The sequence below is a fragment of the Bowmanella dokdonensis genome, assembly GCF_017254865.1.
Lineage (GTDB): Bacteria > Pseudomonadota > Gammaproteobacteria > Enterobacterales > Alteromonadaceae > Bowmanella > Bowmanella dokdonensis.
In genome coordinates, this window is record NZ_JAFKCV010000003.1 from 475060 (window position 1) to 499667 (window position 24608).

Genomic DNA, 24608 nt, shown 5'->3' on the forward strand with positions numbered 1-24608 from the left:
GCCCCTGTTTTTTCAGTCAAAACCCAGGGTAATCTGGCCGCGAAGCTCACCCTCCGGATTGGCACCGGTATGAAAGTTCACGTACAGACCGGCCCCCTGCATTAATGCCTGTTGGTCCACGGTCAGGGTTTGTGAGAGCGTCCAGAAACCCGCCTCCGGATTACTGAAAGGAAAGACCACCTCGCCATTCTCACCCACCGCCCCGGCATGGATATGTCCGGCTGTGGGGCTGATATCATAGAGATTCATATTGGCAATGATCGCCCCGGTAAGAGTATTGAGCGTAACGGCGCCGATGCCCAGGGCATCGGTGGTGACGGCGGGTACTTCCTGCTCACCGGTTGCCCTGACCCCGTAGACCTCGATGTTGGCGGGCGTAATCTGTCCCCGCAGTTCACCATTGGGGTAGGCAGGGGTGTGCACATTCACATAATGTCCGCCACTGACCAGTCTGGCCGCATTTTCAGCGTCCAGCGTGGCGCCCTGAGGGGTCCTCCAGACATTCATATCCTCCGGGTGTTGCTCCAGGCCCACATAGACCGGCCCGTTCTCCCCCGCGTGGCCCGTATGGATATGAGCCATCGTTGCGTCCGCCACGCCGCTGGTCACAGCCGTCAGCTTAACGGCCAGGGTCTGGGTGTTGAGTGTGGCATAACCCCAGCCCATGGCGGTGGTCATTACCTGGGGGATTTCCTGCAGCCCGCTTAAGGGGAAGGTAACAATGGCAGTATCGGCATCGATAATCTGGCCGCGCACTTCGCCGCCAGGGTTAGCCTCGGTGTGCAGGTTCAGATACCAGTCTCCCTCTTTGAGATCGGCAATCAGGGTATCAGTCAAAGCAGTGGCTTCAAGCGTAAATACCCCACTGCCCATGTCCGTGAGCGGAAACGCCACCGGACCGTTCATGCCAATATCACCGTCGTGTACATGGGCACCGGTGACGCCGGTGAGTTCGCTGGCATCAAGTTCGACGCGAAACAGCTTGTTGGTCTCATCCAACTCCACTAGCGCAGTGGCACTGGCCTGAGTACTGACCATAGGGACTTCCTGCATGCCGGTGAGGGTCACCTCGAAGTTTTGGCTGGCTTCAAATTCAACAGGTTCCGGCTGGCTGTCATCCAGCAGGATGACCTGTGGCGGCAGGCCTCCGCCACCGGCATCCAGGGCCACGGCCGTAAACACCTGACCCTCTGTGAAATCGAGCGGTAGCGGGCCGATGGCCGCCTCTTTGCTGCCAGAGTCTGTCACCGTCACAAAATAGCTTCCTTCGGCCAACTCAATATAGCCGGTGTCGGTCAGCACAGGGGAGGTGAAAGGCACGGCACTGAAGGCCGGTTGATCATCGCTGATATCATCGTCTGCGGTCAGATAGATATCCACATCTCCGGCAGAAGGGGCGGCGTGGACAATCCTGACCTTGGCCGCAGTTGCCAGGGAACGGGGGTTATCGGGCAGCAGGTCCAGGGCAATATTGGCCAGATCATTATGAGCGATAGCGGTGTAAATGGCGCCTTGTTCCAGTGTTACCGCTGCATCGTCAACCACGATGAGGCTGTTGTCTGCATCAGCAGCCACATCCACCAGATAGTCGCCCTCAGATACCGGCAGAAAGTCTGTGGCGTGGGGGAAGGTCAGCCCGTCCAGTTGGGGGTTGGCCGGCATAGCGGCATTATTCAGCAGCACATCGACGGCGGGACCGTCAGCCACCCCATGCAATACCCTCAGGTAGGCACCGGCTTCTTCGTCCCAGACCAGGGAGGATCCTTCTGCCTGGGAAACCAGCAGGGTAACAGGTGAAGAGCCTGCTCCCACGTTATCCGTAGCGGTAACCATAGCGTCAAAGCCGTCTGTCAGGGACAAGGTCCCCGAGTCAAACACCACGTCCATTGCTCCTGCCGGGGTGACCCTGACCCGGTAATCGCCGGCCGGTACCTCTACCTGCGCGGTATATTCCTTGAATGACAAGGTCGCCAGGGCTTCTTCACTGGCAAGATTCGCATCCGGCGCGGTCACATAAATATCCACCATAGGGGCATTGGGGGCGCCGTGGACAATCTGCACCCTGGCATTGCCTGAGGTGACCTGAGTCAAGGTATTTTCGATGATCAGGGGTTCGATGGTGGCTACTTCGCCCACTGCCAGCACATCGTAGGTCATATCGCCGGCAAAGTTCAGTTCGGTGGGCCCTATAACCGGTGTGGTGGTGCCATCAGGCAACCTGGCATTGACCTGGACTTCATAGCCGCCCCCATCCAGCATCAGCCAGGGGGAGGAAACCTGATAATCGACATTTTCCAGCTCCGCCAGAATACTTCCGTCAGCCAGAATATCCACCCCCGGGGCGTCCGGCACAGCATGTGTAATTCGTAGGTAGGTTTGCACCGGTTCCGGTGCTGGTGGCTCAGGTGGGGTGGGCGGGTTATTCTCGTCATCGTCCAGCCAGCAACCCGATAACAGCAAGGTTGCGCCTGAGATCGCGAACAGCTTGGTGATCCCTCTCATGGTTAATTCCTCGTGTTGTTTAGGCAAATTCAACTACGAGGGGGGATCCTTGAGGGATCACCCTCTTCACCCACTCTCCTTTATCTTCATATTATTCGAACGGTTTGGCTGATTTAATGTGATTTTATTTCACATCAGTAGGACTAAACTGATCCTGACTTCTAAATTACCCCGGAGAAATCGAGATGAAAAAAGTATTGCTGATCAATTCTAGCCTGAACGGAAAGCAGGGTAACTCATGGCAACTGGCGAGTAAGTTTGTTGAACAACTGCAAGCCGTGGAGCCGGTCGAGGTAACGGTGCGTGACCTGGACAGCGGGGCGCTGCCCCATCTCAGTGGAGAGGAAATGCAGGCCTGGATGACCCCGCCAGCCGAGCGCAGTGAGGTACAACAGCAACTGGCCAGCCTGTCAGACAGCCTGATAGATGAACTGAAAAGTCATGATGTAATCGTTATCGGCATGCCTATGTACAATTTCGGGGTGCCCTCAGTGTTTAAATCCTGGATCGACAGGGTCGCCAGGGCCGGCATCACCTTTCGTTATACGGACAAGGGCCCGGTGGGCCTGCTTGACGCTAAGCAGGTGTATATACTGGCGGCCCGCGGCGGTTTGTATGCCGGCACACCCAAAGACAGCCAGAGCCAGTACCTGAAGGACGTGTTGGCGTTTCTGGGCATGACCGACGTGGAGTTTGCGTATGCGGAAGGTCTGGCCATGGGACCCGACGCAGCGAATCAGGGGTTTGCCCAGGCCGACGAAAAAATTTCTGAACTTCTGCAGAAACTGGTTGCCTGAATAATTGCAGTGAGTGAAGACGCCCGTCTTCACTGAAGTGTGTTCCTAGTTGAGTGTGCTCTTTAACCCCACCACCCGGTGGGGTTTTTTTTACTCAGGCTTTGAGTGTGCAGAGGGCGGCTAAGAATGGGCTCGGCTACCCGGGTATCACTTCCTTGCCAGCGTCTTTTCAAGGGTTGCCACAAAGTCCTCATCCTGCGGCTTGGTGAATGAGGTATAGGATTCCACCACTTCCCCTTTGGCATCGATCAGGTACTTGTAAAAATTCCACTTAGGGGTGGTGCCGGACTTTTCTGCCAGCATGCGGTAAAAGGGATCCGCATCCTCACCCCTGACGGGCATGGGTTCGAACATAGGGAATTGCACCCCATAAGTCAGTTCACACAGCTCGGCGGTCTTTTCTTCGCTGTCGGCTTCCTGGTTGAAGTCATGGGACGGAAAGCCCAGCACCACGAAGTTTTTATCCTTGTAATCCGAATACAGCTTCTCCAAGCCTTCAAACTGGGGCGTAAAGCCACAGAAACTGGCAGTATTAACCACCAGCAGGGTCTTGCCCTGGTAAGCCTCACAGAAATTCACCACCTCCTGGGAGTTGAGCTTACGTTTGGCAAACTTAAGCAGGTCGGGGCATTCGTTGGCCAGGGCCGAAGTTGCAGTCAGACTCAGGAACAGGGCAATCAGACGTATTTTCATGGGACTCTCTTAATGTTTGCGGTAAATAGCGCATTGAGTATAAAGCTTCAGACTTTACGTTTGGCAAATCGCATCAGATCATGCCGGGTTTGCGCCGATTGGGACCTTTGCGCTTTAATAAGGCGTCCATCGGCCAATCCGCCATGATTCAGGGAACAATTTAACATGCAAAAAACAACAAAGAACCTGTTGGTGTTGCTGGTCTCCTCCAGCCTGGTGGCCTGTGCCGCCACCCAACAAACCCAGACACAGGCTGCCAAAGATAGCAGACAGACTGTACCCAAGGTAGTGGAAGCCCGCCCCGCCCTGGCCAGTACCGGTGACAAAATCACCCTGGAACAGATCATGGCCGACCCTGACTGGATTGGTCGTGAACCGCAAAATCCCTTCTGGTCACTGGACAGCCGCAGCGTACGTTATGAGCGCAAACGTGAAGCCAGTCCCATACAGGATCTGTGGCAGACCAGCGCTGATCAGAGTGGCAACGGGGAGAAGATCGCCCTGGCCTCCCTGCATCAGGCGGACAATGCCCAGCGGGTGTTTAATCAGGACTATTCCCGTGCCGCCTGGGTATTTGAGGGCAACCTCTTTATACGCGACCTGGCCAGCGGCAAGGTCACGCAACTGAGCCGTGGCAATGCCAGTGTCAGCCAGCCCATGTTTCTGCTGGACGGACGGCTGGTTTATCAGTCGAACAACAGCTTTGTGGCTATCGATCCTGATTCCGGTCTGACCCGGCAACTGGCCAGTTGGAAGTTCGCCGAGGCCCCCAAAGCACTGGAAGAGCCCAAGGATTACCTGGCTAAAAAACAGTTGGAGCTGATTGAGTATGTGGGTAAGGAGCGGGCCGACCGCAAGGCGCGCTTCGAGCACAACCAGGCGCTCAAAGCCCAGAATGCCAGTCTGGCCCCTGAGCCGTTCTATCTGCCCAAGGATTTTCGTACAGTGCAGGCCAGCCTGTCTCCCGATGGCAGCAAGATTGTGCTGGCCATAGAAAAGGATGAGCCCGTCCGGGATGATCAGGACATTATGCCTAACTACATAGGTGAGGATGGGCGTATCAAGACCGAAAACGTACGCGCCATGGTGGTGGATGCCAAACCCCGGGGCCAGGAGCTCTGGCTGCTTGATCTGGACAAGGGTGTCCAGAGTAAGCTGGGTTACGAATCCCTGCCGGGCTACAACGAAGATGTACTGGCCGAGGTCAAACAGGAAAATGCCCGGGCCAGGGGGGAGAAGTATGAGGTTAACCGCCTGCCCAGGGAAATCGGCCTGATCACTGACTGGTACTGGACAGAAAGCGCCATCAAGTGGCATGGACAGGGCCAGCAGGTCGCTATCATGCTCAAAGCCTGGGACAATAAGGATCGTTGGATTGCCACGGTGGATTTCCGCAAACCGGCCCTGGTCAGCCAGCACAGACTGCACGACAAGGCCTGGATCAATTATCGTTTCAACAGTTTCGGCTGGCTGAACAAGAGTGAAACCCTGTATTTCCTCTCTGAACAGTCCGGCTATGCCCAGCTCTATCGCAAGGAACCGGGGGCTAAAGAACTGGCCCTGACTTATGGCGATTACGAAGTGGACAAACTGACCCTGACCCGGGATGACAGTCATATTTACTTCCGCGCCAATATCAAACATCCGGGCATTTACGAGATCTACCGGGTCAATCTGCAAAGCGGCAACATCGAAGCCCTGACCGATCTTGGCGGCGACAATGAATATGTGCTCAGCCCAGACGAGTCCAAACTGCTGCTGACTCACAGCGAAGTGACCATGCCACCGGAGCTCTATGTACAGGACGCCGATATCGGCGCCAAACCTGTCAAGATCACCGATACGGTGAGCGAGGCCTTCAAGGCCATGCCCTGGGTGGCCCCCAAAGTGGTGCCGGTACCCTCCAGCCACACGGACAAGCCCATCTATGCCAAGGTTTATCTGCCGGAAGACTACCAGCAGGGTGAGCCCCGTAAGGCGGTGATATTCAACCACGGCGCAGGTTACCTGCAAAATTCCCATTTGGGCTGGTCTGGTTACTTCCGCGAGTTTATGTTCCACAGCATGCTGGTGCAGCAGGGTTATGTGGTGATGGACATGGATTACCGCGCATCTGCCGGCTACGGTCGTGACTGGCGCACCGCCATTTACCGTCAGATGGGCACCCCGGAAATTCAGGATCTGCAGGACGGGGTCAACTGGCTGGGTGCCAATGCCCATGTGAACCAGGACAGAGTCTGTACCTATGGGGGATCCTACGGCGGTTTTATGACCTTTATGGCGCTGTTCACCACGCCGGATCTGTTCCAGTGTGGGGCGGCACTGCGTCCGGTGACGGACTGGGCTTATTACAACCTTCCCTATACCTCCAATATCCTCAATACGCCGACGGTGGATGACATTGCCTATAAGCGCAGCTCGCCCATCTATTATGCTGAGGGACTGGACAAGCCCTTGCTGATCAACGCGCCCATGGTGGACAACAACGTATTCTTCGTGGATGTGGTGCGCCTGGTGCAGCGCCTGATCGAGTTGGAAAAAACCGATTTCGAAACGGCCATCTATCCGGTGGAATCACACGGATTCCGTCAGCCAAGTTCCTGGCTGGACGAATATCGCCGGATCTACAAACTGTTCGAGGAAAACCTCAACTGATAAGCAAAAAGCCCCGGCTCCGGGGCTTTTTTCTTTTCCGGTCGTCGGGTTTTGACTACTGTTGTTTGGTAAACTCGGCGAAGACCTCTGCACCTGTCATGGTCTGCGTCTGATTGGCAAAGGCATACCAATGCGGCTTTTCATCAATGAAAATCTGGTGATCCAGACTAAAACCCTCATCCTTGGCAAAGAGGCCTGCGGAGATAATTTTCTGCCCGCTTTCCCGCAGTTCATAAAAAAGTGCACTGCCGCACTCGCGACAAAAGGCCCGTCTGGCCCAATCCGATGAAACAAAATAGCCCAGGTGTTCTGTTCCCCGGATAGCGGCATCCGTGCCGCCATCGACGCCCAGAAATGGTCCGCCTACCCACTGACGGCACATGGAGCAGTGGCAAACGCCGACTTTTTCATCCAGTTGTGCGGTGATGCTTACCTTTTTGCACAGGCAATGACCTTCATAATTCTTTTTCATAGGTTGTCTCCTTGTTTGTTGCAAACCGGGTCCGGCAAAGTTGCCCTGCCAATATCAGCAGACCACTGATTGCGCCATATAAATGGGCATCGACGGCGACGCTGGCCTCGATCAGGCTGGCTATCTCTTCACTGGGCCCCTGCCATTGCTCGTACCCTATCTTGGCCCAGACCCCGGCCATCAGCAACCAGCCGGAGCGCAGGCCAAGGCGAATGTCCTGGCCCCCACCCCACACGAATAAACCGTGCAAAGCCCCGGACAAACCCACATACCAAATCATCTCGGGCGAAAACAAGTACAGACCGATACCGCAGCCCAGTCCACAGCCAAGCAACAGACCGAGATAGGCGCCGGGGCGGTAGTAATCCCCATGCAGGGCCCACAACAACAAAAGGCCTGCGCCGTTGAGCAGCAGATGGTTGGCATTGGTATGCAGCAGGTTTCCACTGAGTAGCCGCCACCACTGGTGGCTTTTAATCAGTATGCGATCATAGGCCAGCCACTGGCTGCTGGCTGGCTCGGACACAAACAGCACCAGACTCAGCGCCAACACCAGCAGGGGGCCGGCCCAGTGTTTGGCCTGCAAGGGAAAATTAAACATGATAAATTGCTAAGCTTATGATCTAACTGGAATTAGCCTATGTTAACCTGCTGCCGTCGGCGGGCCCAGTGTTTGTTTGCCGATTGACAGCGTCACGGTATCAATGGCAAAAACTATTCTCTGGCTTGATGACGACCATCCAACAGGAGTCTTATGTCCCACGTATTAATTAAAAAAGCTGATCAGGTCCTGCACATCGGCTTTAATCGGCCGGACAAGAAAAATGCCCTGAATTTCCAGATGTACCGGCAACTGGCGGAAGCCCTGGAGGAGGTTGCTCAGGATCCGGATTTGCGAGCCGTGCTGATCCGGGGGGAAGGGAAGGATTTTACCGCCGGTAACGATCTGAGCGATTTTGCCCGCTCACCGGATCATGAGCATATACGTGAAACCGTGCGTTTTATGACTGCCCTGATGCATTGTCCGTTGCCGGTGGTGGCTGAGGTTCGCGGTTTGGCCATAGGAATAGGCACCACCATGCTGCTGCACTGCGACCTGGTCTATTGTGCTGCCGACAGCCGTTTCTCTTTACCTTTTATCAACCTGGCGCTGGTGCCTGAGTATGCATCCAGCTACCTGTTGCCGCGCCTGGTGGGACATCGAAAAGCCGCCGAGTGGCTGATGCTGGGCGAAGTGTTCGGCGCCGACGAAGCACTGACTTTTAATCTGGTAAATAAAATGGTGCCAGCGGAACAATTGGACGAACTGGTGGCCAAAACCCTGTCCAGCTTGGTTGCCAAACCCAAACAAGCCATGCAACTGACCAAAGCCCTGATGAAGAGCAACGGCAATGACGTTACGTCGCATATGCATGAAGAACTGGCCTGTTTTGTCAAGCAACTGGCCACGCCGGCCGCCAGGGAAGCCTTTGCCGCATTCCTTGAGAAGCGTGCGCCGGATAGTAAGATTTACCAATAACGAGGGGATGGGTGTTGTACAGAGTTGGTGTCATTTTATGTCTGGTGTTGAGCCTGACGGTCGTACAGGCCAACCCTCAGGTTCCTGAGGATAGAGAGCCGGAGGCAGCCACAGGTTTTGAAAGTAAAAAGGCGGTCAGTGGCCAGGAGTTTATGGTCAGCGCTGCCAATCCCTATGCCGCCTGGGCCGGTAAGAAAATTCTGATGCAGGGTGGCAGTGCCATCGACGCCGCCATCGCCGTGCAGGCCATGCTGACCCTGGTTGAACCGCAGTCTTCAGGCATAGGCGGCGGCGCTTTTATCCTCTACTGGGACAACATCAGCCGCACTTTGACTACCTATGATGGCCGCGAGACGGCGCCCAGGGATGTCAACATCAATCATTTTCTGAAGGACGGCAAGCCCATTCCCTGGCGTGAGGCCATAGTGGGAGGCAGAGCGGTAGGGACCCCTGGCGTGTTGCGGGCACTGGAAACAGCGCATAAGCAGCATGGCAAGCTTCCCTGGATCCGCCTGTTTCGTGATGCGGCCATGGCGGCAGAGGAAGGCTTCAAGGTTTCGCCCCGGCTGGCCAGGTTACTGGCCATGGAACTCCACCCTGGACTGAAACAGTTCGAGACCAGTCGCAAGTATTTCTACCCTGACGGCAAGCCCCTGCCAGCAGGTTATCTGCGCCAGAACCTGCCGCTGGCGCGCACGTTTAATATCATTGCCGAGAAAGGTGCAGATGCGTTCTATCAGGGGGATATGGCGGAGAAAATCGTGCAGGCGGTGCAAAAAGCCAGCATCCATCCGGGGACGCTGAGCCTGAAGGATATGACGGACTATCGCGCCGTCGAACGCAAACCTCTGTGTGGTCCATACAGGGTATACAAGGTCTGCGGCATGGCGCCGCCAAGCTCCGGAGGGATAGCTACCCTGCAGATCCTGAAGATGCTGGAAACCTTCGATCTGGCCCAGTATGAACCCAATGCCATTGAGGCCCTGCATCTTTTCACCCAGGCGTCCAGGCTGGCATTCGCCGATCGTGAACGCTATGTGGCGGACAGCGATTTTATCCAGTTGCCGGTAGGCGCCCTGCTGTCCAGGCCCTACCTGAAAAAGAGGGCACAGTTGATCAGCAAGGACAGGGATATGGGACTGGCCGAGGCCGGCCAGCCCCACCAGGCACTGAGTATGGCCAGGGATAATGCCTATGAGCTGCCCAATACCAGCCATATCTCCATTGTCGATAAGCAAGGCAATGCCCTGTCCATGACCACCAGTATCGAAATGGCCTTTGGCTCCGGCCTGATGGTCGAAGGCTTCCTGCTGAACAATCAGATGACGGACTTTTCCTTTATACCGGAAGTAGACCGCATGCTGGTGGCCAACCGGGTGGAACCGGGCAAGAGACCGCGCAGCTCCATGACCCCGACCATGGTTTTCAACAAGCAGGGGGATCTGTATCTGGTGGTGGGGTCGCCAGGTGGCAGCCGTATCATCGACTACGTGAACCAGACGTTGATAGGCGTGCTGGACTGGAAACTGGACATCCAGCAGGCCATTAACCTGCCGAAAATTACCAACCGTAATGACTACACGGCCGTGGAGAAGGGCACCACCCTGGCCGAACAGGCCGAGATTTTGCAGAAGATGGGCCATGAAGTCAGAGTCATCGATTTGAACAGTGGCCTGCATGGCATAATGGTGCTTGAAGACAAACTGGTTGGCGGCGCCGATCCCAGGCGGGAAGGTGTGGCTGTGGGACTTTAAGCCTGACCGAGATCATTACCGTAAAAGATTCCAGTTAATGCACAAGGAGGCAGCCATGAACAATGAACTGGTTTTTTATGTCAGGTGTCAGGTTATACCAATCGGATTAATCTTTAGTGCATTCAGCGAAAGACAAAATGTTCGATACCAAGGCGCTCGTATGAAGGTCTAGTGGCGCTAAATCGAATGCGAGCAACACAGGTAGCGGGCATTTTGACTTCGCCCACAGGGAGCGCCCAGGAAGGATTATTTCTGCGTTCCGACTTCTCGACATAGCACCACTATGCCTTCGAAGCCGCGCCTTGAACTAATCCTTCCTGGGCAGCTCTGAATGCACTAAAGATTAATCCGACTGGTATTAAATACCGGGGGGAGTGGCTGGCCGCCTGTAAAGAGCTCGCAGAGCAAATGAGCAGGGAACCAAGCTTTCAAAGTTGCTATCTGCATGAAGACGCCGGCCAGCCTAACCTTTTCACCCTTTACGAAAGGTGGCGGGAACCCTCAGTGGAGGCCTTCCTGCAGAATCAGGATAAGCCTTATCGACGGGAATACGATTCAAAATTGCCGCAATGGCTGGAATCGCCCCGCCAGGCGCAGGTGCTAAAAGACCTGGGGCAGTGGATCCGGTAGGCACTGGCGACCAGCCCGCAGTTTAGGGCTGGCGGAAAATCATGGCTGCGGTCAGAATAACGGCATCTGGCTGTCATTGAGAGCGTCCCTTGTTCAACCCTGTCCTGACCTGTGTGCTGCTGCTGATTTGCAGCAATGTCTTTATGACATTTGCCTGGTATGCCCATCTTAAGGAACTGAATAACAAGCCCTGGGTAATCGCCGCCCTGATTAGCTGGGGCATTGCGCTGTTCGAGTATCTGCTTCAGGTGCCGGCCAACCGGGCGGGCTATCAGGTGCTGTCTGTGGGGCAACTGAAGATTATTCAGGAAGTCATCACCCTCAGCCTGTTTGTGCCCTTCGCGGTATTTTATCTCAGGGAACCGCTGAAGCTGGATTATCTGTGGGCCGGACTATGCCTGCTCGGTGCAGTATTTTTTATGTTCCGGGATAAGTTCTGACAGCTCAGAGAAACTTATCTGCTTCAATTTCGTCCACTTTCCAGTCACCGTCCGCCTTGACCAGATTCACGGTGCGCAGATCTTCATGTTTTTCACCGTGCAGGGTGCCGGTAAAAAACACCGTCACCGTGGCCTTGTCGGAAAACTCTGAGCGCATCCGGTTATTGCCGGAATCGATAACCAGTTCCACCTTGTCGTAAGACAGGTTCAATACATGGCGCTGGAAGTTGCGGCTGGTCTGGTAGGAACGAATCAACCGGCCCATTTTGGGGGAACTGAAGCGCAGGACCTCTTCGAGGTTACTGTCATGATAGAGATGATCAAAGAACTGAATGGCGGCGTATTCTGGGGTGCCCGAGTCCATCATGCCGTATTTGCCCACCCCTTCGGATTTCTCCTCCTGTGTGCAACCCACCATCGCAAAGCTTGCGACTAACGTCATTAAAAACAACATTTTGCGAAACATGCGTGCCTCATCTCAAACCATGGTTTGAATCAGAGTCTGCTTGCTACGGGCAAAAAAGTAAAGGTAGGCAAGGGTCAAAAACTGGCCATGTAACAGTCAGGTATGAAACAGACAACCTATAGGTTTGGGGTGTCACTGCGGCCAGCGCAATAAACCTCGGACTCGGGGTCTTGTTGGTCTTCTCAGGGGGAAGGGGGGCGGGTCATTGAGGGTGGCAATAAATATACCTGAGTAATACCAATTGGATTAATCTTTAGTGCAATCAGCGAAAGACAAAATGTTCGATACCAAGGCGCTCGTATGAAGGTCTAGTGGCGCTAAATCGAATGCGAGCAACACAGGTAGCGGGCATTTTGACTTTGCCCACAGGGAGCGCCATGGATGGCGTGAAGTAGAACAACGCAGGAGCAGTTGTCGAGAGCGCCCAGGAGGGATTATTTCTGCGTTCCGACTTCTCGACATAGCACCACTATGCCTTCGAAGCCGCGCCTTGAACTAATCCCTCCTGGGCAGCTCTGATTGCACTAAAGATTAATCCGATTGGTATAAGGTGGAAGTGCGGCGCAGGGGTAGCCTGCGCCATAAGATTTGCTGACTGGATTACTGCTCTGTCTCGGCTTCGGTAAAGGCGCCGGCAAACAACGGGCTGGACAAATACCGCTCGGCGGAGCTTGGCAGAATAACCACAATGGTCTTGTCGGCGTTTTCCGGCTTCTCGGCCAGACGCTTGGCAGCCACCACCGCAGCGCCGGAGGATATTCCCGCCAGAATGCCCTCTTCACGCATCAGGCGATGGGCCATTTCCATGGCCTCGTCATTGCCGACCAGCTCTACGCTGTCTACCAGTTCCAGATCCAGGTTACCGGGAATAAAGCCGGCGCCTATGCCCTGGATCTTGTGGGGACCCGGGGTCAGTTCCTGGCCGGCCTTGGCCTGGCTGATGACCGGGGAGTCGGTGGGCTCCACCGCCACGGACTGAATCGCCTTACCCCGGCTGTTTTTGATATAGCGACTGACGCCGGTAATGGTGCCGCCGGTGCCCACCCCGGCCACGAAGATATCTATCTGGCCGTCAGTGGCTTCCCAGATTTCCGGACCGGTGGTTTTTTCATGGATTTCCGGGTTAGCCGGATTGTCGAATTGCTGCAGCATCACGTATTTGCCGGGATCCGAATCGACGATTTCCTGGGCCTTGGCGATGGCGCCTTTCATCCCCTTTGGACCTTCGGTCAGAACCAGGTTGGCGCCCAGGGCCTTAAGCAGCTTACGGCGCTCCAGGCTCATGGTGCTGGGCATGGTCAGGGTCAGCTTATAGCCGCGGGAGGCCGCCACGAAGGCCAGGGCAATGCCGGTATTGCCGCTGGTGGGCTCCACCAGCTCTTTTTCTTTGGTCAGCACCCCACGTTTTTCGGCATCCCAGACCATATTGGCGCCGATACGGCATTTTACACTGAAACTGGGGTTGCGGGATTCCATCTTGGCCAGCACTGTGCCGCCGGTTACCCTGTTCAGGCGCACCAGGGGAGTGTGGCCAATGGATTCGGAGTTGTCTTGATATACTTGCATGGTGATTCCTTGCGTTGTGCCGGGAAAGCTGCGGCTATGCCGGACATAAAGCTTTGACCCCAAAAGGGGAATTGTCCATAGAATAGAGGCAGGACACTAAAAACAAACTGCTTTTTCGCTATATGATATGGTCATTCATCACAACGGAATAACAGCAGAGAGTCGTATGTCATTTACCGGAACCCGGGATTATATTGCCAGCAAGGAACTACAACTGGCCGTCAATGCCGCCATCACATTGCAGCGACCGTTGCTGGTTAAAGGAGAACCTGGCACGGGCAAGACCATGCTCGCAGAAGAGGTTGCCAAAAGCCTGAGTACTGAGCTGATTCCCTGGCATATCAAATCCACCACCAAGGCCCAGCAGGGACTGTATGAATATGATGCGGTCTCCCGGTTGCGTGACTCCCAGCTTGGCGATCCCAAGGTACAGGAGATTGGAAATTACATCGTCAAGGGCAAGTTGTGGCAGGCCTTTACCGCAGACAAACGTCCGGTGCTGCTGATCGACGAGATTGACAAGGCGGATATCGAGTTTCCCAACGATCTGTTGCTGGAGCTCGACCGGATGGAGTTTTATGTCTACGAAACCCGTGAAGTCATCAAAGCCAGCCAGCGCCCGGTGGTGATCATTACCTCCAACAATGAAAAAGAACTGCCCGATGCGTTCCTGCGGCGCTGTTTCTTCCACTACATCCGTTTCCCGGACAAAGAAGAGATGGCCAGTATCGTCAACGTGCATTTCCCTGACCTGAAAAAAGATCTGCTGAATCAGGCTCTGGAGTCCTTCTTCAACCTGCGTGAACTGCCGGGATTGAAGAAAAAACCTTCCACCTCGGAATTGATTGACTGGCTTAAACTGCTGGTAGCGGAGGATATTCCCGCGGAGGTATTGCGCAATAAGGACGGCAAACAGGCTATCCCGCCTCTGTACGGGGCCCTGCTGAAAAATGAGCAGGATATTCACCTGTTCGAGAAACTGGCGTTTATGGCGCGTCGCTGATGTTAATCGAGTTTTTTTTCCGGTTGCGTGAATACCAGGTGCCGGTGAGCCTGAGGGAACTGCTGGACTTACTGGCCGCCCTGCAACAAGGGCTGGTGTTTGCCGATATGGAAGCCTTCTATTATCTTGCCCGCACCATACTGGTCAAGGATGAGTCATGCTACGACAGGTTTGACCGGGCCTTTGCCGATTACTTTGAAGGCGTCGACAGCCTGGATCTGTTCGGACAGGAGATCCCTGAAGAATGGCTGCGTAAAGAACTGGATCGCTGGTTCAGTGAAGAGGAAAAACAGAAAATAATGGCTATGGGCGGCCTGGAAAAGCTGATGGAGACCCTGCGCGAACGACTGGCCGAGCAGCAAAGCCGCCACCAGGGGGGTAACAAATGGATAGGCACCGGGGGCACCTCACCCTTTGGCGCCTATGGCTTTAATCCCGAAGGAGTGCGAATCGGCCAGGACGGCAACCGGCAGTTCAGTGCGGTCAAGGTCTGGGATAAACGTGAGTTTCGTAATTTGTCTTCGGACGTGGAACTGGGTACCCGCAATATCAAGGAGGCCCTGCGCCAATTGCGGCAGTTTGCCCGCACCGGCGCCAGCGAAGAGCTGGATATGACCGAGACGATTCGCGGTACCGCCCGTAATGCAGGGTTGCTGGATCTGCATATGGTCCCCGAGCGGCACAATGCCGTGAAGCTGCTGATGTTTTTCGATGTAGGCGGCTCCATGGATATGCATGTGCAGGCCTGCGAGGAGCTGTTTTCGGCCGCGCGCAGTGAGTTCAAGCATCTGGAATATTATTATTTTCATAACTGTGTGTATGACAAAGTCTGGCAGGATAACCGGCGCCGTCAGGAACAGGCGATTCCCCTTTGGGACGTGATTCACAAATACGGCCGTGATTACAAACTGATTTTTGTCGGCGACGCCACCATGGGCCCCTATGAAATTACCTATCCGGGGGGCAGTGTCGAGCATTGGAATGAGGAACCGGGGGCGGTTTGGATGCAGAGGCTGTTGGCGCATTTTGGCCATGCAGTTTGGCTTTGCCCGCAACCCGAGCAATACTGGCATTACACGGCTTCCGTGAGGATCATCCAGCAGTTGATGGAAGGGCGCATCTATTCCATGACCTTGGACGGTATCGGTGAGGCAATCAGAAAACTCAAGGAAAAATAATGGTCGAGCAGCTTAGTTCACAGTCTCAGCCGGTCAGTCACAGGGAAACCAAAGAGATTGTCACCCCCTATGCCTTCAAAGTGGCCGATGAGCTGCTGGGCACCGCCCTGGGCAGTCCGACCCGTCGCGGCATTGCTTTGCTCATCGACCTGCTGAGTATTGCTGTGCTGACCCAGGTCAACACCTGGATCCTGGCTACCCTGGTGACTTGGATGTTCTGGAACGCGGGCCGCCATCTGAACCAGAGACCGAAGCGACGCTTCAGCCAAATGGTATTGCGCGGCTCTGCCGCCTTTATGCTGTTTGTTCTAGCCTTTGGCTTGTTTGAAGTATTTAAATCAGACTCAGAAGACTTGGACGGGATCCCAAAAGGGGTAATTGCCGCCAGTGGAAGTGATGGCATTGAGTTGATGGCGGTGACAGCCAAGCACTTGACCAGTATCGGCAGTCTAAGCCGTCAGATTGAAACCGGTCAGTGCCAACCGGCATACGATTGCTGGGCGCCAGCCGGTGAAGCGCTGGTGGACGACCTGGCCAAATTGGACATCAATAAGGGGCAGGCTAAGGATGTTTTGGGGGAATTTCTGGATGCCACCGATACCACCCTTAACGGCAGCGAACGACGTAGTTTGCGGGCCTTGTTGAAGCAGCGCTATGAAGCGATGCGGGTGGTCACCCCCACCGACCAGGCCCAGCCTGTATTGCAGGCCGGTATTCCGCTAACCGCAGATGAGGAGCCGACCCCGGTGGATACAAAGCCACCGCAGTCAGAACGACAGGAGGCAGGGGAGGCAGCCGACGAGCTATCCCCAGACAACTACAGCATTCTGGCCTGGGCAGGCAGCCTTGCCGATGATCTGGGAATAGGTTTTGGCTGGGCCGCTTTTTATTTTTCTGTCTTTACCGCCTGGTGGCACGGCCAGACCCCGGGCAAAAAACTGTTGGGCCTGAAGGTGATACGCCTGGACGGACGCACACTGAATCTATGGGAGAGTTTTGGCCGCTACGGGGGCTACGGTGCCGGTCTGGCCACCGGTTTACTGGGTTTTTTACAGATTTACTGGGATCCGAACCGCCAGGCGATTCAGGACAAGATATCCGAAACCCTGGTCATCTACCTGCGCAAACCCAGGGTGCAGCTCAGCGTGCAGGAGGTGGCTGAACTGACGGAGCAATCCGAGGGCTGATTGCAGCATGGAAAAGGCCTGTCGGACCATCAATCATAAAGGAGATAAGTATGTTTAAATCCATTACCGCCGCTACGATATTGGCGGCCCTGTCGACTGCAGTCATGGCAGATACCAGCATCGAAGTAAAAGACGAGCAGCAGAAGAAAAGCCAACTGCACAAGACCTTTGTTTCAGACGGCAAGGTGGCCGTGCTGGACAGCGCCGGCAGAACCCAGGTGATTGCCGATACCCAAAGCGGCAATATCCTGGTGTTGTCACATAATGACAAAAGCTACTCTCAATTTGATCAGCAGTCCCTCAAGGAGATGGCCGGTCAGGTGGGCAAGCTAAAAGAAATGGCCGGGGCCATGGCCTCGACTTATCTGCAGAATCTGAGCCCCGAACAAAAGGCCCAGATGCAGAAAATGATGGGGGATATGTTTCCGGAGCAAAAGCCGGCCCCTGAAATGGAACTGGTTGAAACAGACGAGAAAGAAAAGATCAACGGCATTCAGTGCCGTTGGCTGAAGGTCAAGCAGGACGGCCAACTGGTCAACGAAGCCTGTGTGGCGGATTTGGCCGACACGCCAATGGATCAGGCCGACTACCAGACCCTGGGCAAACTCATGCAGGAATCGGCGGCGCTGGTGGGCGAGTTTGTCAAAGGCGAAGTTAATCGTATGGAGCTGGGCCAGACCCTGTGGAGCAAAAAACAGGTACCGCTGATGCTGCGGGAGTACGAGCAGGGACAACCCGTCAGAACCACCCATATCTCCATGAGTCAGGTGGCGCCGCCTGAGGGGGCATTTTCCCTGCCGGAGGGATATAAGAAAAAGCCTTGTCCTATCTGCAAACAGCCGGAATAGGGCAAATGGCCGTGAGTTTGCGACCAAACAAACCTCGGCCGGGTCCTACCCCTGTTAATATCGGCACAAGTGTACCACTCAACCCAGAATAAGAAGCCCTATGACCAGAATTAAACCTTTTGTTCACGCCATGGCATTTGGCGCCAGTTTACTGCTGAGCCATCCCCTGCTGGCGGACACCTTTGACCGCAACATCGAAGCAGAGAGCCAGGTAGTCACCCAGCACAAAACCACCATCAAGGGTGATCGCGTCAGCTACTCGGCCACCACAGGTACGCAGCCGGTATGGAATGAAGAAGGTAGTGCCGTAGCCACCCTGTTTTACACCTACTATCAGCGTACTGATATCAAGAACCAGAACGAGCGCCCGTTGCTGATTTCCTTTAACGGCGGTCCGGGTTCCGCGTCCGTGTGGATGCATGTGGCCTATACCGGGCCGCGTATTCTGAGAATCGATGATGAAGGCTATCCGGTTCAACCCTATGGTGTGGAAACCAACCCTTATTCCGTGCTGGATGTGGCCGATATTGTCTTCGTCAATCCGGTTAATACCGGCTACAGCCGGGTGCTGGAAGACAAAGACGGTAAGCTGCCGTCCAAGGACAAGCAAAAAGAAATGTTCTTTGGCGTCAATGCCGATATCCAGTATCTGGCTGAATGGATCAATACTTTTGTAACCCGCTACAATCGCTGGCGCTCACCCAAGTATCTGATTGGCGAGAGCTACGGCACCACCCGGGTATCGGGTCTGGCCCTGGAGCTGCAAAACGCCCAGTGGATGTATCTCAACGGTGTGGTGCTGGTATCGCCCACTGACATCGGCATCAAGCGCGAGGGCCCGGTGGAAGCGGCCAACCGCCTGCCGTATTTTGCCGCAACCGCCTGGCACCATAACAAGCTGGCCCCGGAATTCCAGGCCATGGAGCTGGAAGCCTTCCTGCCTCAGGTGGAGGAGTTTACCCTTAACAAACTGATCCCGGCCCTGGCCAAAGGCGCCTTTATCAGTCAGGACGAGAAAACGCAGATCATCGCGCAGATGGCGCGCTACTCCGGTTTGAATGAGAAGGTTATCGAGCAGAGCAACCTGGATGTCAGCGAGGCCTTCTTCTGGAAAGAACTGCTGCGCAACGAAGGCAAGACCCTGGGACGGTTGGACAGCCGCTACCTGGGCATAGATGAAAAGGAAGTCGGCGATCGTCCCGACTACTGGGCGGAGCTGACCTCCTGGCTGCACTCCTTCACGCCTGCCATCAACTATTACCTGCGTGAAGAGCTCAACTATAAAACGGACGTGAAATACAATATGTTCGGCCCGGTGCATCCCTGGGATCGCAGCGACGACAAGACAGGCCCCAATCTGCGCCAGGCAATGGCTCAGAACCCCTATCTGAATGTGATGATTCAGTCCGGCTACTATGACGGCGCCACTAACTATTTCGACGCCAAATACAGCATGTGGCAGCTCGATCCCAGCGGCAAGATGAAAGACCGTTTAAGCTTCAAGGGCTATCGCAGCGGCCATATGATGTACCTGCGCCGTGAGGACCTGCAAAAGTCCAATGAGGATCTGCGCCAGTTTATTCTCAACACGCTGCCTGAATCAGGCGAAGCGGCCCGCTATCCCAGGTAAGCAGGCCTTTGTAAGCGGATAAAATCGGTAAGGGCAGGGAGGCCCTTACCCATGTAAACACCGCTCCCACTGAGCCGGCCTGGGGCACTGCTGGGTTTGCAATATTTCCGCTATCAGGCCCAGCTGGGTATACTGTGGGCCTTTTCGCTAAGAATGGTTCATTCCATGCTTTTAAACGATGTTTTACGCCGCCTGCGCTTCGCTTTAAGTCTAGATAACAGCGCCACTATCCAAATCTTCAAGCTGGTCGATTACGACATGGAGGAAGATTACCTGATGAGTATGATGCGCCGGGAGGAAGAGCAGGGCTTTATCCCCTGTCGCGACAAGATACTCGGTTTGTTTCTGGATGGACTGATCATCAAAAAGCGGGGCCGGCTGGAAGGCGCGCCCCCCCAGCCACTCAAGCCTGGTGAGCGGTTAAGCAATAACGACATATTGCGCAAAATCAAAATTGCCATGAATTATCAGCAGGATGAAATGCTGACCATATTGCGTACTGCCGGTTTTCCTATCGGCAAGAGTGAGTTAACTGCGCTGTTCCGCAAGCCAGACCATCGCAGTTACCGCCCCTGTGGGGATCAACTGCTGCGTAACTTTTTGCAGGGGATGGTAAAAACCTATCGCCCCGATGTGCACCAGAAGCAGTAATTTATATGGGTGTAAAGGGCGCAGCCCGAAGGTGGCCCAGCGAAATGCGGAAAATGCCGCAGATAAGGCACCGCCGGATTGGCCTTCGCAGACACGCTGTGAATATATCCCTATACGCTCTCACACAGCATCCCTGCTGTGTAAGGTCTGAGAAGGCCAATCCGGCGGTGCCTTCCACCCATTTCTCTATCTGTAAGAAAAAGGTCTGCAGTCGGACCGTCAGTCAAGGCTGCCGGCCGCTGCAACGGGCTCTTCACCTGTCTGATTAGGTGAGATTCACTTGTCGAAGAAGTTGGCCACCAACTGAAAGAAACTGTTTACTGGTGACACTTTGACAGGCAGGTTAAAAGGGGAGCGATGGCCGCAGGGAGGAGAACATGCGATCCGATAATCTGGTTATCCTGGCAGTGACACTGACAGTCTTGTGGCTACTGATAAACGAGACCACTATTACCTGGTTAGCCGCCTTCTGGATAGGGGATTACTCAATCAGTGAAGCCCTGACCTATGCCACCCGTTTTTATGATCTGGATGCCTATCTGTTTTCCGCTGCTGTAAGGGCGCCGCCTTATCTGCTGTTGTTTTGGCTGGTGGGCAAACAATTGGATGGCACTTGGTGGCAACTTGAGATCATTTTTTTGTGTGGCCTACTAGCCATATTGTATGTCATGTTAACTGGCTATTGGAGCTATGCCGAGCCAGGCCTCTTGGGGCTGCGGATTTCCTCTACCCATGCCATTGAACTTATCTGGATTCCCGTTTATGCCGCTGTTGTCGGATTGTTCGTGGTGTTGGCTGTGTATGCTGTCTTCAAGTTGTGGACTGTGTTTAGCAAGCGCTGACAAGTGATTTAACAGATAAATCCGGTGGTGCCTCTGGCCTTTCCCACCCGTTTCTCTATCTGTAAGAAAAAGATTTACGGTCGGACCACCAGTCAAGGCTAACGGCCGCCGAAACTGCTTCCTCACCTGTCTGTAGAGATGAGAGTTTACTCGTCACGAAAATCTTGAAGACAAGCTGAGACAAACTGGATACTGGTGACACTTTGAATGGCGGATTTGAGCGAATTGCGGACATTAGCAAAATAATCTGGTAGATTTTTTCTGAGGTAAAATATGGCAAGTAAACAACTATGGGCTGGGAATTTTCATGATAAACCATGCCGAAAATATGAATTTTCAGAGCCAGCCGGAGCTCATAGTTAGGAGCTGTAGGTATGTTGAATGGAAAATGAAATCTACTTTAAGTGCCAGCCTATAGGGATACGCAAACACTATGCTCATATAGTGGGGATTCATGTTCTGTATTTTGTTGTCATTTTAGGTGGAATCTACAGAGAATTTCCTTTTTGGTGGATAGGAGTTGCTTTAGGGAGTTATTTATACATCAATATCGGTTGGTGGTTCCGCCTAAAAAAAGAAAACAATCAGTCAGCGTTTAAGATGAACGGCAGTTGTATCACGATGGAGCAAAATGGTCAGACGGTGACTCGCCTGTGGTCGGACATCAAGCAAGTGCATCAGATCGGCCCCTACGATACTAAAGAAAAACGCCCTGGTTTTATTATCGACTTTGGTGATGATACCGGTTGGATGGTTTACCAGCGTCTCGAAGGCTATAAAGATTTTTATCAGAGCTTAATGGACAGAGGCATCCCAGGTACTGAACAGGATGTATGGATCCACAATATCGATATCTACGGCAAATCCACCGACGATCCCAAATGGATCCAGAACCTGGTGAGGTAAGCTGATGACTACTTTAGCAATACATTGGGGTTGGTTACAGGCAGGATTGAGCGAGTTGCGGACCGTCACCGCCGGGAAGGCTGTGGTCGGCTTCAGACAAGTAGAAGACGGTCATGCATTGTGAATACTGCGGACTTCTGCATGCCATAAAGGCGCCATCGATGATTCAAAGCCTTAGTTCCATTTGCTGACGGGCAATGGGTAGTATGATATGGTTTAAAATGTGGCGGTTGCACGACTTATCTGATGATCGAAATGTGGCGTGATATGCAAAAAGGACTGCCTGAATGACTAATCATGCATGTGAATTCCATCTACATAATGGTAAACGATGTAACCGTCAGGCAGGAGAAAACAAGCGTTGTATATTTCATACTGACCTAGATGATAACGATCGAATTACCCACAAGAAATTCGATAAAGAAATCATTAAATTGATCGCCAAGAGGGATGGAGCTTGGGAGGGATTTATATTCCCAAGCGACACTTATCTCAATGAAGTTACCATTGAATTCCCAATATATTTGAACGGTGCTCAATTTCGCAATGTCAGTATTGAGAATGTGATTTTCAATGGCAATGTTGAGTTAAAGGGATGTGTTTTTTCAGGAAACGTGTCGCTTAAAAAGTGTGACTTTGTCAATATCCAAGCATTAGCAGCCTCTTTCCATGGTGAGCTTTTTTTATCTCCAATTAAAGTTACTTCAACACTTGATCTGTCTAAAAGTGAGTTTTTAGGACGATTTGAGTTGAGAGGGTTTCTTGATGGAAACGTCAACTTTAACAGCGCATACTTTATGTCGAGAGTCCTTTTTTCTCACATGAGAAACGTGTCAATTTCCTTATCTGGCGCAATTTCGGCCTCGACTGCCATGTCAGGATATGTAGAAATAAGCAACCCCAATGACAGCAAAATAAAAAAACTAGTTCGAAGGGCAAAAAAGACACTTTGGCAGACCAAACAACTAACAATCTCGCTGTTTAATAAGAGCAAGGATTACGTACTTAGAAAATTCAAAAGCGCTTCTACAAAAACCAAAAACAAACTGATAAAAATTCGTCGACGCTTCCCATATGAAGAACAAGGAACTATTGAAAGTGCATTGTTTAATGGCAGAGTTAGCTTTTCCAGTGTCGTATTTGACAAACCAAAACTAGTTACTTTCCATCATGTTGACCTCAGGCGAAGTGGTTTTGAATCTACAGATTTGAAAGGCGTTTCTTTTATTGGGTGTAATTGGTATCAAAAAAAACTTGGTCGGAATGGAATTGACTCAGAACACCGCCTTCTAAGTAGTGATTTCCATGCTAGGCGTCTGTTTTTACCACGCATAGAATCAACTTGCCGAAGCATCAGACAAGCACTCGAAGAAAATAAAGATTTCGCTCTCGCTAATGATTTTTTCATAGGAGAAATGGAGGCAAAGAGGCAGCAGCTTGGCTTTTTCAAGAAGCACTTCTTTAGCTTGTTAGCTTGGTATAAAGCTATAAGCAACTATGGAACTAGTCCGCTAACCTGCATCCGATTCTTTGTCTTCTTTTGCGTTCTCCATTCATCCGTCATATTCCATGAGCAGATTGCATCAACCCTAGAAAATAACGGAAACATTGCTGTCACCACTAGTTATGCTGAGCCTGAAGAACTATATGCAGATGCAGAGTATTTAACAAAAACTTTCGGTGAGTCTGTCGTTTATTCTCTTCAGACAATGACTCTTCAAAGAGAAAAAATTAGCGACTATCCAAAGTCACCCTATGGATTAAAGGTCTTCAATTTTTTCGCTGCACTTATTGGCCCAGCACTTACTTTGTTCTTGGGACTGAGCATTCGTACTAGAATAAAAAGAGCGTAAAGGTAACTAACAAAAAAATAAAAACCAAAGGTCGGCTTTGTTCATGAACAAAGGGAGATTAGATTCTACTTGACTGTCAGTAATCGCGTAAAGGTGGGAGCACGGGGTCAAAGGTGGGAGCACGGGGTCAGGTCTTGCATTGTGCAGAATGACCGATTCTGGCACGTTCTGGACACTCTGAAAGTCAGATGTTTTGTGAGTTTTTATTAGTTTAATATCTAAGGGGAGTACGGTGGCACTCTGCCATCAGCATTACACACTGCCAAGTAGCTCAACAGGGCAGTTTATAGCATAGCTTTTTGATGATTCTGTGACCTCAAAATCGTTGTCAAGTAGGTGAGCTTCAAACTGAAATGCTTCCCCATTTGAAATACCAATACTGAACTTTATGTTTGGCTTAACCCAGATATCAAATGTAGTAGTATTTGCTGGCGAACCTGAACTACCGCTCTTAAGTTTGCGAGCTGCCAAGGAACGATACTTTAGTAAACACGGGTGGAAATCACTCAATATTTGATAGTGATGAACCTTATTAAAGCTTGGTATTTCAGAATATGTTGAGGTTGGCGAGGTTTTATTTAATGCGGCATCAATCACAACGTCCTCACTAAAGATTTCAAATGCCACTATGCAGAAAAAAACAACTGCAAAAGAAATTGCGACAATGAGCTGTATTTTCTTTCTAAATCCCATAAAAAAGGTATTCCAAGAGAGACGGCAAACCAAAGTCTATCAAATCGTTCAACAAGTGTCCGCTTCTGGCACAAACCAGCCATACCATGCCCGCTAATCATGATTCCCCAGCGCCGGTCTCGGCGATCCCAACGATATCATTAAGCTTGCACGCAGCCGTCTTTCGGTGTCCTTCGCACCTCTGCAGTTATTAGATATGACCTTTCCCCGAGATTAGTACCAATCCCTCAATGAGATTTTCCTGCTTAAGCTGCCTGTTTTGCATACTCAACAGGCGACATGTAATTCAGTGAGCTATGCGGGCGAACATGGTTGTAATGCTC

At 52.7% G+C, this 24608-nt stretch carries 23 protein-coding genes; 15 read left to right on the plus strand and 8 right to left on the minus strand.

The features are described 5' to 3' along the window. Nucleotides 1-12: 12 nt before the first annotated feature. The gene (locus J0A66_RS08095; protein WP_206573274.1) at nucleotides 13-2502 is read right to left on the minus strand and encodes a CHRD domain-containing protein; all 2490 of its coding nucleotides are present in this window, start codon (nucleotides 2500-2502) and stop codon (nucleotides 13-15) included. 185 nt (nucleotides 2503-2687) lie between these two features. Here J0A66_RS08095 and J0A66_RS08100 point away from each other — a divergent pair, with 185 nt between their 5' ends. After that, on the plus strand, nucleotides 2688-3299 hold the full coding sequence (locus J0A66_RS08100; RefSeq protein WP_206573275.1) for an FMN-dependent NADH-azoreductase: 612 nt from the start codon (nucleotides 2688-2690) through the stop codon (nucleotides 3297-3299). Nucleotides 3300-3446: 147 nt separating this feature from the next. On the opposite strand, the gene J0A66_RS08105 is transcribed toward J0A66_RS08100, so the two are convergent. Next, nucleotides 3447-3992 (minus strand): glutathione peroxidase, encoded by a 546-nt coding sequence (locus J0A66_RS08105; RefSeq protein WP_206573276.1) that lies wholly within the window; start codon nucleotides 3990-3992, stop codon nucleotides 3447-3449. A gap of 165 nt (nucleotides 3993-4157) precedes the next feature. Here J0A66_RS08105 and J0A66_RS08110 point away from each other — a divergent pair, with 165 nt between their 5' ends. After that, nucleotides 4158-6647: a S9 family peptidase gene (locus J0A66_RS08110; protein ID WP_206573277.1), complete on the plus strand. Its 2490-nt coding sequence runs from the start codon at nucleotides 4158-4160 to the stop codon at nucleotides 6645-6647. 55 nt (nucleotides 6648-6702) lie between these two features. Here the strand turns inward: J0A66_RS08110 and J0A66_RS08115 are convergent, their stop codons facing one another. Both J0A66_RS08115 and rrtA read right to left on the minus strand, forming a co-directional pair. Continuing rightward, nucleotides 6703-7119 carry a GFA family protein gene (locus J0A66_RS08115; protein ID WP_206573278.1) on the minus strand — a complete coding sequence of 139 codons (417 nt, stop codon included), beginning with the start codon at nucleotides 7117-7119 and terminating at the stop codon, nucleotides 6703-6705. Then, on the minus strand, nucleotides 7103-7720 hold the full coding sequence (gene rrtA, locus J0A66_RS08120) for a rhombosortase (protein WP_206573279.1): 618 nt from the start codon (nucleotides 7718-7720) through the stop codon (nucleotides 7103-7105). The genes J0A66_RS08115 and rrtA overlap by 17 nt, the downstream gene beginning before the upstream one ends. 153 nt (nucleotides 7721-7873) lie before the next feature. On the opposite strand from rrtA, the gene J0A66_RS08125 reads away from it, so the two are divergent. The 4 genes from J0A66_RS08125 (at nucleotide 7874) to J0A66_RS08140 (ending at nucleotide 11462) form a co-directional block, all read left to right on the plus strand. Then, nucleotides 7874-8638 (plus strand): enoyl-CoA hydratase, encoded by a 765-nt coding sequence (locus J0A66_RS08125; RefSeq protein ID WP_206573280.1) that lies wholly within the window; start codon nucleotides 7874-7876, stop codon nucleotides 8636-8638. 11 nt (nucleotides 8639-8649) lie between these two features. Next, a complete protein-coding gene (ggt, locus tag J0A66_RS08130) occupies nucleotides 8650-10392 on the plus strand; it encodes a gamma-glutamyltransferase (RefSeq protein ID WP_338143874.1) in 1743 nt (580 codons plus the stop codon). A 378-nt stretch (nucleotides 10393-10770) separates the two neighbouring features. Beyond that, complete coding sequence (locus J0A66_RS08135) at nucleotides 10771-11022, plus strand: putative quinol monooxygenase (RefSeq protein ID WP_277603538.1); 252 nt, start codon at nucleotides 10771-10773, stop codon at nucleotides 11020-11022. A gap of 89 nt (nucleotides 11023-11111) precedes the next feature. Beyond that, nucleotides 11112-11462, plus strand: a complete 351-nt coding sequence (locus tag J0A66_RS08140) for a DMT family protein (RefSeq protein ID WP_206573282.1) — start codon at nucleotides 11112-11114, stop codon at nucleotides 11460-11462. Between the two features lie 4 nt (nucleotides 11463-11466). On the opposite strand, the gene J0A66_RS08145 is transcribed toward J0A66_RS08140, so the two are convergent. Both J0A66_RS08145 and cysK read right to left on the minus strand, forming a co-directional pair. Continuing rightward, on the minus strand, nucleotides 11467-11904 hold the full coding sequence (locus J0A66_RS08145) for a hypothetical protein (RefSeq protein WP_241264070.1): 438 nt from the start codon (nucleotides 11902-11904) through the stop codon (nucleotides 11467-11469). Between the two features lie 624 nt (nucleotides 11905-12528). Next, entirely contained in the window at nucleotides 12529-13494 is a 966-nt protein-coding gene (gene cysK / locus J0A66_RS08150; protein ID WP_206573284.1) for a cysteine synthase A, read from the minus strand. 166 nt (nucleotides 13495-13660) lie between these two features. Here cysK and J0A66_RS08155 point away from each other — a divergent pair, with 166 nt between their 5' ends. From J0A66_RS08155 to J0A66_RS08195, 9 genes are all read left to right on the plus strand, one after another. Then, entirely contained in the window at nucleotides 13661-14497 is an 837-nt protein-coding gene (locus tag J0A66_RS08155) for an AAA family ATPase (protein WP_206573285.1), read from the plus strand. Next, the gene (locus J0A66_RS08160) at nucleotides 14497-15675 is read left to right on the plus strand and encodes a vWA domain-containing protein (RefSeq protein ID WP_206573286.1); all 1179 of its coding nucleotides are present in this window, start codon (nucleotides 14497-14499) and stop codon (nucleotides 15673-15675) included. The genes J0A66_RS08155 and J0A66_RS08160 overlap by 1 nt, the downstream gene beginning before the upstream one ends. Continuing rightward, the gene (locus tag J0A66_RS08165) at nucleotides 15675-16862 is read left to right on the plus strand and encodes an RDD family protein (RefSeq protein WP_206573287.1); all 1188 of its coding nucleotides are present in this window, start codon (nucleotides 15675-15677) and stop codon (nucleotides 16860-16862) included. Before J0A66_RS08160 ends, J0A66_RS08165 begins: the two co-directional genes overlap by 1 nt. A 50-nt stretch (nucleotides 16863-16912) precedes the next feature. Further along, nucleotides 16913-17710: a hypothetical protein gene (locus J0A66_RS08170; protein WP_206573288.1), complete on the plus strand. Its 798-nt coding sequence runs from the start codon at nucleotides 16913-16915 to the stop codon at nucleotides 17708-17710. A gap of 130 nt (nucleotides 17711-17840) precedes the next feature. Continuing rightward, nucleotides 17841-19340 (plus strand): S10 family peptidase, encoded by a 1500-nt coding sequence (locus tag J0A66_RS08175; RefSeq protein ID WP_206573320.1) that lies wholly within the window; start codon nucleotides 17841-17843, stop codon nucleotides 19338-19340. 165 nt (nucleotides 19341-19505) lie between these two features. Next, nucleotides 19506-19991 (plus strand): YehS family protein, encoded by a 486-nt coding sequence (locus J0A66_RS08180; RefSeq protein WP_206573289.1) that lies wholly within the window; start codon nucleotides 19506-19508, stop codon nucleotides 19989-19991. 377 nt (nucleotides 19992-20368) lie between these two features. Further along, complete coding sequence (locus J0A66_RS08185; protein ID WP_206573290.1) at nucleotides 20369-20833, plus strand: hypothetical protein; 465 nt, start codon at nucleotides 20369-20371, stop codon at nucleotides 20831-20833. A 381-nt stretch (nucleotides 20834-21214) separates the two neighbouring features. Further along, nucleotides 21215-21739 carry a hypothetical protein gene (locus J0A66_RS08190; protein WP_206573291.1) on the plus strand — a complete coding sequence of 175 codons (525 nt, stop codon included), beginning with the start codon at nucleotides 21215-21217 and terminating at the stop codon, nucleotides 21737-21739. Between the two features lie 287 nt (nucleotides 21740-22026). Continuing rightward, the gene (locus tag J0A66_RS08195) at nucleotides 22027-23592 is read left to right on the plus strand and encodes a hypothetical protein (protein WP_206573292.1); all 1566 of its coding nucleotides are present in this window, start codon (nucleotides 22027-22029) and stop codon (nucleotides 23590-23592) included. Between the two features lie 252 nt (nucleotides 23593-23844). Here the strand turns inward: J0A66_RS08195 and J0A66_RS08200 are convergent, their stop codons facing one another. Continuing rightward, nucleotides 23845-24285, minus strand: a complete 441-nt coding sequence (locus J0A66_RS08200) for a hypothetical protein (protein ID WP_206573293.1) — start codon at nucleotides 24283-24285, stop codon at nucleotides 23845-23847. Nucleotides 24286-24530: 245 nt separating this feature from the next. Continuing rightward, the coding region (locus tag J0A66_RS23800) for an integrase core domain-containing protein (protein ID WP_144020606.1) at nucleotides 24531-24608 on the minus strand (78 nt) is incomplete at its 5' end.

What these genes read in the sequence shown, in the direction of transcription:
- J0A66_RS08190 (WP_206573291.1), top strand. Translation starts at nt 21,215, where the DNA reads ATGGAAAATGAAATCTACTTTAAGTGCCAGCCTATAGGGATACGCAAA.
- J0A66_RS08100 (WP_206573275.1), top strand. Translation starts at nt 2,688, where the DNA reads ATGAAAAAAGTATTGCTGATCAATTCTAGCCTGAACGGAAAGCAGGGT.
- J0A66_RS08145 (WP_241264070.1), bottom strand. Translation starts at nt 11,904, where the DNA reads ATGACGTTAGTCGCAAGCTTTGCGATGGTGGGTTGCACACAGGAGGAG.
- rrtA (WP_206573279.1), bottom strand. Translation starts at nt 7,720, where the DNA reads ATGTTTAATTTTCCCTTGCAGGCCAAACACTGGGCCGGCCCCCTGCTG.
- J0A66_RS08105 (WP_206573276.1), bottom strand. Translation starts at nt 3,992, where the DNA reads ATGAAAATACGTCTGATTGCCCTGTTCCTGAGTCTGACTGCAACTTCG.
- J0A66_RS08170 (WP_206573288.1), top strand. Translation starts at nt 16,913, where the DNA reads ATGTTTAAATCCATTACCGCCGCTACGATATTGGCGGCCCTGTCGACT.
- J0A66_RS08115 (WP_206573278.1), bottom strand. Translation starts at nt 7,119, where the DNA reads ATGAAAAAGAATTATGAAGGTCATTGCCTGTGCAAAAAGGTAAGCATC.
- J0A66_RS08095 (WP_206573274.1), bottom strand. Translation starts at nt 2,502, where the DNA reads ATGAGAGGGATCACCAAGCTGTTCGCGATCTCAGGCGCAACCTTGCTG.
- J0A66_RS08110 (WP_206573277.1), top strand. Translation starts at nt 4,158, where the DNA reads ATGCAAAAAACAACAAAGAACCTGTTGGTGTTGCTGGTCTCCTCCAGC.
- J0A66_RS08165 (WP_206573287.1), top strand. Translation starts at nt 15,675, where the DNA reads ATGGTCGAGCAGCTTAGTTCACAGTCTCAGCCGGTCAGTCACAGGGAA.
- J0A66_RS08155 (WP_206573285.1), top strand. Translation starts at nt 13,661, where the DNA reads ATGTCATTTACCGGAACCCGGGATTATATTGCCAGCAAGGAACTACAA.
- J0A66_RS08160 (WP_206573286.1), top strand. Translation starts at nt 14,497, where the DNA reads ATGTTAATCGAGTTTTTTTTCCGGTTGCGTGAATACCAGGTGCCGGTG.
- J0A66_RS08125 (WP_206573280.1), top strand. Translation starts at nt 7,874, where the DNA reads ATGTCCCACGTATTAATTAAAAAAGCTGATCAGGTCCTGCACATCGGC.
- J0A66_RS08200 (WP_206573293.1), bottom strand. Translation starts at nt 24,285, where the DNA reads ATGGGATTTAGAAAGAAAATACAGCTCATTGTCGCAATTTCTTTTGCA.
- J0A66_RS08175 (WP_206573320.1), top strand. Translation starts at nt 17,841, where the DNA reads ATGGCATTTGGCGCCAGTTTACTGCTGAGCCATCCCCTGCTGGCGGAC.
- cysK (WP_206573284.1), bottom strand. Translation starts at nt 13,494, where the DNA reads ATGCAAGTATATCAAGACAACTCCGAATCCATTGGCCACACTCCCCTG.
- J0A66_RS08180 (WP_206573289.1), top strand. Translation starts at nt 19,506, where the DNA reads ATGCTTTTAAACGATGTTTTACGCCGCCTGCGCTTCGCTTTAAGTCTA.
- J0A66_RS08195 (WP_206573292.1), top strand. Translation starts at nt 22,027, where the DNA reads ATGACTAATCATGCATGTGAATTCCATCTACATAATGGTAAACGATGT.
- J0A66_RS08185 (WP_206573290.1), top strand. Translation starts at nt 20,369, where the DNA reads ATGCGATCCGATAATCTGGTTATCCTGGCAGTGACACTGACAGTCTTG.